The sequence below is a fragment of the Rhizobium sp. NLR10b genome, from assembly GCF_019685435.1.
GTDB lineage: Bacteria > Pseudomonadota > Alphaproteobacteria > Rhizobiales > Rhizobiaceae > Rhizobium.
This window is the reverse complement of record NZ_JABDWV010000034.1, coordinates 1-10343: the sequence shown is the minus strand read 5'-3', so window position 1 is coordinate 10343 and position 10343 is coordinate 1. Positions and strand designations below refer to the sequence as shown.

The 10343-nt window shown below is 54.8% G+C and carries 9 protein-coding genes; all 9 read right to left on the bottom strand.

Going from position 1 to position 10343, the window contains the following annotated elements:
• Window positions 1-111 (bottom strand): transposase (locus HJB91_RS29915; RefSeq protein WP_165410108.1); only part of this gene is annotated, 111 nt, incomplete at its 3' end.
• Window positions 112-555: 444 nt separating this feature from the next.
• Entirely contained in the window at window positions 556-2478 is a 1923-nt protein-coding gene (locus tag HJB91_RS29910; protein ID WP_221156859.1) for a type VI secretion system Vgr family protein, read from the bottom strand.
• Window positions 2479-3034: 556 nt separating this feature from the next.
• Window positions 3035-4111, bottom strand: a complete 1077-nt coding sequence (tssG, locus tag HJB91_RS29905; protein WP_221156857.1) for a type VI secretion system baseplate subunit TssG — start codon at window positions 4109-4111, stop codon at window positions 3035-3037.
• Window positions 4075-5961, bottom strand: a complete 1887-nt coding sequence (gene tssF, locus HJB91_RS29900; protein WP_221156855.1) for a type VI secretion system baseplate subunit TssF — start codon at window positions 5959-5961, stop codon at window positions 4075-4077. The genes tssG and tssF overlap by 37 nt, the downstream gene beginning before the upstream one ends.
• Window positions 5961-6467, bottom strand: coding sequence for a type VI secretion system baseplate subunit TssE (gene tssE / locus HJB91_RS29895; protein WP_221156853.1), 507 nt, complete (start codon window positions 6465-6467; stop codon window positions 5961-5963). The genes tssF and tssE overlap by 1 nt, the downstream gene beginning before the upstream one ends.
• Window positions 6468-6545: 78 nt before the next feature.
• Complete coding sequence (locus HJB91_RS29890; protein ID WP_221156851.1) at window positions 6546-7079, bottom strand: type VI secretion system tube protein Hcp; 534 nt, start codon at window positions 7077-7079, stop codon at window positions 6546-6548.
• A 91-nt stretch (window positions 7080-7170) separates the two neighbouring features.
• Window positions 7171-8664, bottom strand: coding sequence for a type VI secretion system contractile sheath large subunit (gene tssC / locus HJB91_RS29885; RefSeq protein ID WP_221156849.1), 1494 nt, complete (start codon window positions 8662-8664; stop codon window positions 7171-7173).
• A gap of 2 nt (window positions 8665-8666) precedes the next feature.
• A complete protein-coding gene (tssB, locus tag HJB91_RS29880; protein WP_221156847.1) occupies window positions 8667-9221 on the bottom strand; it encodes a type VI secretion system contractile sheath small subunit in 555 nt (184 codons plus the stop codon).
• Between the two features lie 42 nt (window positions 9222-9263).
• On the bottom strand, window positions 9264-10343 hold a 1080-nt coding region (gene tssA, locus HJB91_RS29875; protein WP_259669990.1), incomplete at its 5' end, for a type VI secretion system protein TssA.

Sequence of the window (10343 nt, the reverse complement as noted above, 5' to 3'; positions counted from 1 at the left end):
GCTGGCATCGCTGACGCCATGCTTGCGGCAAAGCTCCGAGACCGGCGTGCCTGCCTCGTGCTCCTTCAATATGCCGATGATCTGTTCGTCTGTGAAACGATTGCGCTTCATCCTCTGGTCCTCTCAATGGGCCAGAGCTTACTTCAAAATGGATTATTTCAACGGGGCAAGGTCACTTTGGCAATGGCGTTGCGAAAGACATACAGGCAGTCAGAGCAGCGATCGTCTCACCGTGGTCCAACGGACAAAATGAGGGCAGAATCACCAAGCTCAAGCTGGTTAAGCGCTAGATGTACGGTCGCGGAAAGCTTGATCTGCTTCAAGCTCGCCTGATCGGCGCGACATGAGAGAATTGCACCAAATCTGCGTCAGAGCCAAAATTCGACGCCTATTACCCCTCCAAGGGGTGGCCGCTTCCGCTTGACCGCGGGCTTGGCGCGGGGTGTCCGGTTTCCCTAACCACCAGTAAGTTGGTTGATGAGGACGGGCCGGGAATTGACCAGTCCGTCATGCGGGCAGGTCGCGGTCGTTCCTGTATGAAGGATTGTCCAGGCATCAGGTCACCACAAGCGCTTCGTTGTTGATCATTACCGAGGGCCCCAACATCCGAACCGAGGCTCCCTGACTGTTCATGAGAGTGATGCCGGCCGCGCTGATTTCGATGACTTGCGGACCGGTTGAGCCCATTACTGAGAGGCGAATTTTGTCAGGGGTCAATTCGATACTGCTGCCCAGCGGTGCTGTGGCTGACGTCAGCAGGTATTGCTTCTTTACATCAATGGTATAGATGTTCCCGATCTGGACGTTGTGGTCTTTCTGCGCCTTCAGAAAAACCTCCTCATGGCCTAGTCTATCCTCGAAGCGCAGTTCGTTGTAGTCGGCGATTGTGCCGCGATCGGTATGGGTGCGAAAAGTGGAGCGGGTCTTGTTGGCGGGCAAGACCTCAGGCGGCAGGTTAGAGCCGTTATAGACGACCCCGATTGCGAGGGGACGATCAGGGTTGCCATGAAGGAATTCCACCACGACCTCTTGACCTATTCTTGGAATTAGTAAACAGCCGAAGCCCTTGCCGGCCCAGTTTTGTGCTACCCTAATCCAACCGGAGCTGTTTTCATCCTTGTTGCCTTGGCGGTCCCAGAAAAACTGGACCTTGATGCGGCCGTGCTCGTCTGTGGTGATTGTCTCACTCTTCGAACCCACGACCACCGCCGTCTGCGGCCCCTTGATTACCGGCACGGGCGAGTGGCGCGCCGGACGGTACTGGGTGCTCGCAGGAATGATCTCGACCGTACTGTGATAGAGGAAGCGCTCAGCGGTGTGTTCGGTGGCCCCCCGTGTCGGATCGGCTCCTACCTCCCCCAAAATATTGAAATCGTTTGCAATCGCCAAAAAACGCTGAGTGCCCTTTAGACGCGTCCCTACATCGCCGTTATTAAAAGGATTGGCAGCATTGAAGATAGACCCCGTAGTGATCTGGCGGGCGGTCGTCTCAATACGTGCACGATAGTGATTACACGCGAGTTCTTCCGCACGGATAGAGGCGTAGAAATCGCCATCCTGTTTTTTTGTGTAATCGCCGGGATAGTCGAATGTCTCCTGTAGTGTCCGGGAAACGCCTGAAGTCAGCGCCTCCGATTCCATAACAGAGGCGCCAGAACGTCCGATACTGGCACTCATTGCGGGTGGAATGTCCCCTATTCGCACGGAAGGAATGCGCGCGGCCGCAGTGAGTTCTGCCATCGGCTTCTCGTGATCATAGTCGTTGAGAACGATCTTGTTCGGCTGTAGTGAAACGACCTCGCTCCAGGACAAGATTACGTCATCTCGATGAAGATTTCGGGCTGGCCTAAGGTTGTGGTGAGTCTCCACGTTTTCTGGCGTGCATGGCTCGTGGCATGAAAGGCTGTCGACAAGAACTAGGTCATGTCGGCTCTCCCCATGTTCGAAATAGTAGTATATGCCATCCTGCTCCATCAAGCGGCTCACAAAGTTGAGATCCGACTCGCCGTATTGCACGCAAAAGCTGCGCTGCGGGAATCGCCCGATTGTGCGGTTCTTGAAATTGCAGTTGTTCTCCTGAAGGATGGCAGTGACGATTTCGATGCTTGTCTTGTTCTGAAAAATCCGGCTAGTAGTACGGTAGTCGAGTAAGAAGAACGAGGGACGCAGCTCCGCCACATAGTTGAGGTGCTCAGTATCTTCCAGTCCGAGATACTCGAACCGGGTTATTATCCCGTTGAAAAAGCGCACCTCCGCGTCCTTCAGCCTAAGGCCGACCGTCAGGCCTTGGCCTGGAAGCTTGGCGAAGTTCTGAATTGGCGTCGGGGCGGCAAGCTTGACTTCATACAGAAATGGTTGTGACAGCCGGTCGGCGCCTCTGAGCCACCGGATAGTGACATCTTCTGGTTGGAATGCGGATGAAATAACCGCGGCAAATCGATTGTGCTTCAGGAGATTTTCGACTTTAGATTGGGCCACGACAAATTTCCCTGAGTTGTGCTGTGGGGCGCTGCTGCGCCTCGTTTAATTGATTGAAAAGACACGGCGGAAGCCGCACACAAAACTTGAAAGGCGTTACGTCGGGCCTGCTGATGAAACCCGTGATTGGGCAGCCGACGCCGCCGTTCGGTTGCGTTGGTTGATGGTGCAAAAGTTACTAACTTATACTGATGGCATAACGTCTCCTTCGTTCGCGGAGAAGACGGCATTTCGGGTTAGACGCGAGCGCCGGCTCATATTGGGTGAATGTGGGTGACTTCCATCAGGCTCAACCTTCGCAGTCTGGACACCGCTTCCGCGTTGGGACTGTCCGCCGCATCTCGTTCTGTTGGTTTGCGCGAATCTGGCATATCAGTGGTTGTAGGAGCTCAGTTCATCTTAAGAAGAATCACGCGGAGATGCTATTGAGTGCGTCGTACCTCAAAAAGGCTTGAGCAGGTCGGAAATTACCGCTGTCCTTTCGAGGATGGCCTCGTAGAGAAAACTCAACTTCCTGGTAAATTTCATCCAAGTCAAATAAAACCACTCCATCGGATTACTTCGGAAAGTTAGACACCGCGCCGGTCGGCGGGCGCTCGCCTGGCATCATGGTCAGGTCGGCGGCATCACGGGGGGGGCAGCGCTCGCCCATCCAACTGGTCCAACCGAGCCGACCGGTATGTCCTAAAAGGACTTTCGGTACCTCGTTCTGGGTGAGAACGAGGGTGACCTCCCAGTCCAGTTCATCACCTAGATAATTACGAATAATTGCGGTGAAAGTCTCGAGATCGCAGGCCCCTGGCAGAAGCCTCTCGTACTGAGCCAAGCTGACGGGACCAATGACGATGCGGAAGCGATGATGGTAGACTTTGATCCTGGCACCCGCAGTAGCTGTGCTGCCAAGTGTCCCGGTGCACGGGTCACGACCCAGAAGGCAGAGTGCGCTTAGAGGCAACTCAATCCATTTAGGGATAAATTCAAGGATTTCAACGGGCGCTTTAAAAAAGCCGGCCAAAATGGCGGCCAGTCCTTCGGCATTACTGGCCAGCGAGGCGAGTCGTCCGATGAAGTGTAATTTAGCAAGATCGGGCATGGCATCGCGCTCATGAAGAGACGTCATTCCAAAGCCAGCGAGGGCGCCAAGCTGCAGTGCGAAGCGATCTGTTTGCGGTCTGTCATGGCTGACGGAAGGTTCGCTCTCCGCCCAGGCGCGAAAGAACAGTGAGGCTAGTCGATGATGAAAAATATCGGTGAAGCGTACAAATGTTTCATCGGCTGCATTGCGCTGCCGAAAAAGGGCAAATTCCGTCAGATGCAAAGGTAGCGGGCCGTTCGGCCCGAATAGGCCAAAGGCGTAGGTGGATATCCTGGCGGGGAGGTTTTCCCGAGCCTCATTCACGTGTGCGATAGACCGCGTCGGAAAAGCCAGCGTGGGCTGCTGTCCAAGTCGCACCCGGTCTAGCCCCGGCTGACTCGATTCTCCAATCCGAGGACGATCTGAGCAAATTGCATCGATGAGCCGCATAACCTGGAAGAAATCGTAGGCATGAGGCTTGGCCGCTACCGCACTGAGGAGGCGATCGAGCTTGCTCTGCATCACAGCGCTGTCCGCCGGCCAAGCATTGTTGGCCATCGCATCACCTTGCCGCGTTGCGCCGTGGAGACGACCATTTCGGTAAAGCTGTTGATTGATACATATCTGCCGAAGAACTGGTTGAGCACGGAGGCAAGTGGAAATATACCAACGCCTTCGAAAGCCGCTTCGTCCAGAATGAGGTTGATTTCAGTGCCACGTGCGATAGCTGCATGTCCCCCGCCTGGTAGTCGGCGATCTATCGGCCGCGACTGTATTTCTCGTATACCGTCGATTTGCCGCAAGGCGAGAGCATCCTCGGGATCAACGTAAAGGCGCAAAAGCTCACGCAGCGCCTCTGCGCCCCCGTGACTGTTATTGCCGGAATTGGTGATCGAAAGATAGTTCAGTGACAGATGGCTGATTAGCTTCCACGCAACATCTCCGGTTGCGGAGGAATGACGCGGCATGCTTGGCAATGACAGGCACCGCGTCGCAGTTATCGGAGCTCCGATTTCGAGAGTGAAATCTGTCTCGTTCTGACCGATCGGAAGCAGCAGCGGCAGATGTCTGTTCGAGCAAAGGCAGCGCACCGACAACCATGAGATATCCACCGAGTAAGGGGCCGCCCGCCGGTCGACCAGTGAGAGAAATGTCTCGCTGCCGATATAGCCCGCTCTGGCGCCGTTCAGACGCTGGTGCTCCGACAGTAGGCGATGCTGTCGCCGAACTGTGTAATAGCTGGTGTTTTGCAACTCCCGTCCATGGGCGCTGATGCTGTAGAAAGGAAAAAACTGAATCGAGCCTGATTCGCTTCTCTCTCCTTCTCCATTCATCTCGAGTATCGACTGAACTTCGAAATCAAGTGGCTTCATTCGGTCGACGACCAACTGATGCTCGTAGTTATTGTCACTCAAGTGCACGCGATCTGCTTGGCGCTCGAAGAGATTGATAGCCGGTGTCGCGAAGAGAACGATGTTCTTTGTTCCGAGGTGACGTTCCAGCCGCGGTTCAGCACGGCCGAGCGCGAACACGATCTCGAGAGTGTCTGTCGCCGACAAGCTCACAGCGTCGGCAAGCCCGCTGAGCTCGATGAATAGGGTCCGCTCCGCAAGCGCGAAATATTCCTGCAGCAGTCGATAACCGTCAAAGGAACGGGGAACCGCGGGCAGAAGCGCACAATTGGCCTCCAAGCCGTGCTGCCGCAGTTCGCTGAGTGGGATTGTCTGCTGCCCAGAGGGTGGGCGGTCAACGGGCCGAGCGACAATGCCGCGACAATCGGCCACAAGCTGTTCGGCGACTGCCGCGCCAATGCCACCAGGTCCAGCAAGGTAGAATGTCAAGGCACGAAGCGCCAGTTTGTTGAGAGGAATTCCGTTCGTTGTTCGAAGGCGAAGTCGCAGTGCAGCCTTCACATCTTGCAGGAGTGGGAGACTTAGAGCTGAAAGTTGCGCCGGCGTCGTGTAGTAATCTACAGCACTCACCTCGATCGGCCAGAGATGAACCTCATGAGCTGTTCGGAATTCGCAATGGGTGACCGCCTCCGAAGCGAGTTTGCCGAGCAGCTTCGTTCCGCGTGGCACCACATATCCCTGCTCAAACCTCCCAGCCAATGGATCCGGTTCGAACCTAACAATCGTTGTCGAAGGCATTGGCGATAGAAAATGAGGATAGACCATTTCCAGAAGGTGCTGCGTGAAATCAGGGAACCGGGATTGCAGTTTCAATTGGACCCGTGCCGCCAGGAAGGCAAACCCCTCTAGCAATCGCTCGACATAGGGATCGGCGCTCTCGGCTGGTTCGAGCCCGAGTCGGCCAGCGACCTTAGGGAAGTCCCGAGCAAACTCGGCCCCCATCTCCCGGATATAGGCAAGTTCATCATTGTATAAGCGGAGCAGCCTCGGATCCATCAGGTGATCTCCGCAGCTAATTTAACAATACGGACGATCTCACGCTCCGGGTCAAGATCGGTTCGCACCACAATCCTCAGCGGCACTGGCTGCGCCCAGAAGTGGGCCTCGATTTTAAAGCCAAGAGAGCCAATGCTGTCAGCGTCCTTAAGGATTGTAACACTGACGCTATCCGCGAGGAGCCGCGGTTCAAAACGTCGCAGGCTGGCGGCAATCTCCTGTCCTAAGGCAGCTGTATCGGGTCCATCGATGATATGTCCGCCGAGGGGGCAGACACCGTAGTTGAGAGTGCTGGCTGCAACGTGGGGGTAGGACTTGAGATCAATGGTTGCCGCCAACTGAGTTGTGTTAAGTAGCCACGACAGGTCGCGCAGGATGAGTGCTCGTATCTGACTGAGCGAGAAACTGTATGAATGCGGCGGTTCGAATACGGCACGCGGCTCGTCGTCCGTAAGCCGGTCGAGAAGCGATGGCCGAATTAAATCACCCTTTGCGGCAATAACCATATCCAATCTCCACTCCAAAAGAATCCTTCCGAGGCCGAATCCGAGGCGAGCAGCCAGAACATTCGTCCGGTATGCGAGTCAGGCGACGAGCTTATTGAAATCCGTACTGTTGGAAATTTGATTCCAGATACCCTCGCCAGACTTCTTGAGGACACCTTTGTCGTCCTGCACGTAGTAGATGAGCTTGCACGCGCCGAATCGGAACGTGATCGTCTCTTCTGGCGCGTCCTCCGAATAAGCCCACTCGACCTTCTCGATCGCCAGCATGTTAAAACTCCAGTGCAAGAACAAGTTCGACGAGGCCGTCGCCAGCCCGGCGCCTGTCGACTTGAATAGCTTAAGATCAACGCTGTTGAAATGGGCGCCACGGCCACACGCTACGTATATGGAAGCAGACGCGTTATCCACCTGCTTCTTAATCGTAAAGACTTCGAACTCTGCCTTCCCGGACCCAGCGCCCGCCGTGTGAGGACCAATATTGAGCTTGTTCTCGAGCGAAAAGCTCCATTGGTCGCCAAGTGTGATGCCATCCTTTAGAAGGATGGATTCCCCCTTTGGCAAGATTCCATCTTTGGACGCCTGCGTGAAGCTCATTACCGCATCGAATGCCATTCTGAAATTCCTCTATTTGCCGTTTTCGGATCGTTGGCCGACATAGGTCACCAATCAGCGTCATTTGTGCGCTGGTGACAGTGCTAAAGACTCAGCCCGACCGAGCCGACGGCAGCCGCGATACCAGTCTCAGTGAGATGGTGAGGCCCTCGAGTTGATAGTGAGGTCGCAGATAAAATATGGCGGTGTAATAGCCAGGATTATCTTCGGTTTCCACGACCTTGACCTCGGCTGAGGAGAGCGGCTGCTGCGCCTTGCTTTCTTCACTCCCCAACTCCGGCGAGGGGTGCACAAAGCCTTGAATCCACTGATTCAGCCACTCCTCGACCTCCGAACGTTCTTTGAATGCGCCAATCTTGTCCCGAACCATGCACTTCAGGTAATGGGCGAAACGGCAGGTAGCAAAAATATAAGGTAGCCTGGCGCTGAGCTCGGCATTCGCAGAGGCGTCTGGATCCTCGTATCTGATCGGCTTATTGACGGTCTGGGCCCCGACGAATACGCCCAGCTGTGTGTTCTTCCGGTGCAACAGTGGCAGAAGGCCATTTTTGGAGAGTTCTGACTCCCGCCGATCGCTGATCGCGATCTCAGTGGGGCATTTGAGGTCGATGCCACCATCGTCGCTAGGGAAAGTATGCACTGGCAGGTCCTCAACGAGCCCGCCGGATTCAAAACCACGTATTCTGGACAGCCAGCCGTAGAGCTTAAACGATCGCGTGATGTTGACACCCATAGCATAGGACGCATTCGTCCATAGATACTTTGAGCTGTCACTCCCGTCGGTGTCCTCTTCAAAGGAGAATTCATCGACGGGATTAATCCTAGCGCCATAGGGTAGTCGCCCGAGCATACGTGGTAGTGTCAGCGCCACATATCGTGAGTCCTCACTCTCGCGAAATGCTCGCCAACCAGAGTGCTCAGGCGTCAGGAAGATCTTCGAGATGTCGCGTGGGTTGGCAAGCTCACGCCACGAATCCATTTGCATAAGGTGCGGCGAGGCAGCCGAGATAAAAGGCGAGTGGCTTGCCGCAGCAATTTGTGCTATGCCCGCGAGCATATCGATGTCATGAGGACTGTGATCGAAGTAGTAGTCGCCAATCAAGCAGCCATACGGCTCGCCCCCAACCTGCCCGTACTCCTCTTCATAGATCTTTTTAAACAGCGGGCTCTGATCCCACGCAATTCCCTTGAATTTTCGTAGTGTTCGAGAAATCTCCTTCTTCGAGATTGAAAGAACGCGAATTTTCAACGTCTCGTCTGTCTCGGTGTTGAGCGCGAGGTGATGCAAGCCTCGCCAAGCTGACTCGAGGTCCTGAAAATCAGGGTGATGGAGTATCTCGTTGACTTGTTGTGATAGTTTCTCATCAATCGACGCTATAATCGATTGGATTGTCTTGACGGCGTCATCACAGATCAGCGGTGTGTGTCGAAGTGCCTGGTGAGCTAATGTCCTGATAGCATTCTTCACAGCCTTGCGGCTCTGATCTGAACGAGGCTTAAATTCGCGCTGCAGTGCAATGACGAGATCGTTGAGATCGACGACCGCGGGATGCATCTCCGTACGCACTTGAGTTGTCAACGTCATGGTCACGGCTCCTTCATCTCTGGAAATGCGGGCGGCAGTTCCTCCTGGGATTCATTGGGATCCTCGGTCTCAGAAGGTGCACTGATGGCACTGAGCAGTGCGGAATTATTGAGGACGTGGACTATCAACTCTTCTGCTCCGACCTTGCCATCCATGTACGCTAACAAGTTAGAAAGCTTCATCCTGGCCTCCAACAGCGCTCTGAGACTTCCAACCTTACGTGCAACCGCTGCCGGTGAGAAATCGTTCATTGATTCGAAGGTCAAGTCGACAGCGAGCTGGCCTTCGTCAGTGAGACGGTTGGGTACACGCATAGCCACCCTGGGCTTTAGGGATCTGAGCCGGTCATCAAAATTGTCGATGTCGATCTCCACAATCTTGCGCTCCGCGACAGGCGGCAGCGGTTCCGCGGGATTGCCGGCGAGGTCAGACATGACGCCTACAACGAATGGAAGCTCTACCTTTTTTCTCGAGCCATAAGTCTCTAGATCGTATTCGATCTGAACTCGGGGGGGGCGATTCCGATTGATGAACTTTTGGCTGCTCGCCTTTGCCATGGTTTTATTTCTCCTAATGTTGGCTGCGCTTCGAAGAAGATGTCATGCACCAGATTCAGCTGCCACACCAACAATTGAGCGGTATTGAGCAGCTCCCTCCGGGGCCAGATCTACCAGCAAAGCCATGAAGTCCTTGGATACAAGTCGCTTTGCCCGCTCAAGCAAAGCTGGCACGGGGCTGGCTGGTTCATTCATGTGATACCAGCGGCAGATCCAGTCGAGGATCCTGATAACATCCTTGCGGTCGCGAATCTCTTCCGAATGTCTTATCTGGTCGTTGAGTATCGGCGGCTGCATGATGGCCGATTGCGGCGATTTCCAGTATCTGCTCACCACATCCTTTCCTTGGCGGAGCACCGAGATGAGCGGCTCAAAGCGGACAGCATCAATGATATTGACGTGCTTTTTTACACTGGCATCCAAGCGCAAAGCAGCCGCCAGACTGGCCTCGAGTTCCTCATTCAATTGGCAGAGATGGGCTGGATCGGTATCGCCGAAAGCCATCTCGATGAGCCCTGTATTAATCTCGCTCGGCCGAGATCGTTGAGCCTCCATCCAATCATTAAGAGTAAAGATGCCAAACTGTCTGGATGCGGTGACGGGAACTTGACAAATTTCAGCAAGAAGCCTGGAGGGATCGCACAGATTCGCCAGTGCATTGAGGCGCACGGTCTCGTCGCCGCAATCCTCTGTGTCTGGCCGCGGATGCAGCTCCGACCAATATAATTCCACATAGCCAGCGAGCAACTCAATTCCTTGGCGGAGACCAGGGTATCCACATTGGCCGAGAGCGGAGCGCGCCAGCATAACGCCGACGCGCAAATCCTTTATGCGGACGGCGAGGTCGAGACCCAACCGCCACACTTGGTGCCAGTCGGGAGCCTCCTCGGCGAGAACGGAATCTCCCATCCGCTGAGCGGGCCTGCCCTGCGCGGCCACCTCAAGTTCGAGAAAACTCAAATCGTAATCGAGAGCATCGCCGCATGGGTTGTCGTCGCTGACCGCCTTTAACAATTGATTTACATCAAGCATAGCCAATTCCCGTCTGCCCTTGCTGCCCAGAGGCCCTATCGGCCTGAGGTCATATTTGACTTTGTATCCGGTTATCGGCGGCCAGTGGCA

What these genes read in the sequence shown, in the direction of transcription:
- tssG (WP_221156857.1), bottom strand. Translation starts at nt 4,111, where the DNA reads ATGGCCAACAATGCTTGGCCGGCGGACAGCGCTGTGATGCAGAGCAAG.
- tssF (WP_221156855.1), bottom strand. Translation starts at nt 5,961, where the DNA reads ATGGATCCGAGGCTGCTCCGCTTATACAATGATGAACTTGCCTATATC.
- tssE (WP_221156853.1), bottom strand. Translation starts at nt 6,467, where the DNA reads ATGGTTATTGCCGCAAAGGGTGATTTAATTCGGCCATCGCTTCTCGAC.
- HJB91_RS29890 (WP_221156851.1), bottom strand. Translation starts at nt 7,079, where the DNA reads ATGGCATTCGATGCGGTAATGAGCTTCACGCAGGCGTCCAAAGATGGA.
- tssC (WP_221156849.1), bottom strand. Translation starts at nt 8,664, where the DNA reads ATGACGTTGACAACTCAAGTGCGTACGGAGATGCATCCCGCGGTCGTC.
- tssB (WP_221156847.1), bottom strand. Translation starts at nt 9,221, where the DNA reads ATGGCAAAGGCGAGCAGCCAAAAGTTCATCAATCGGAATCGCCCCCCC.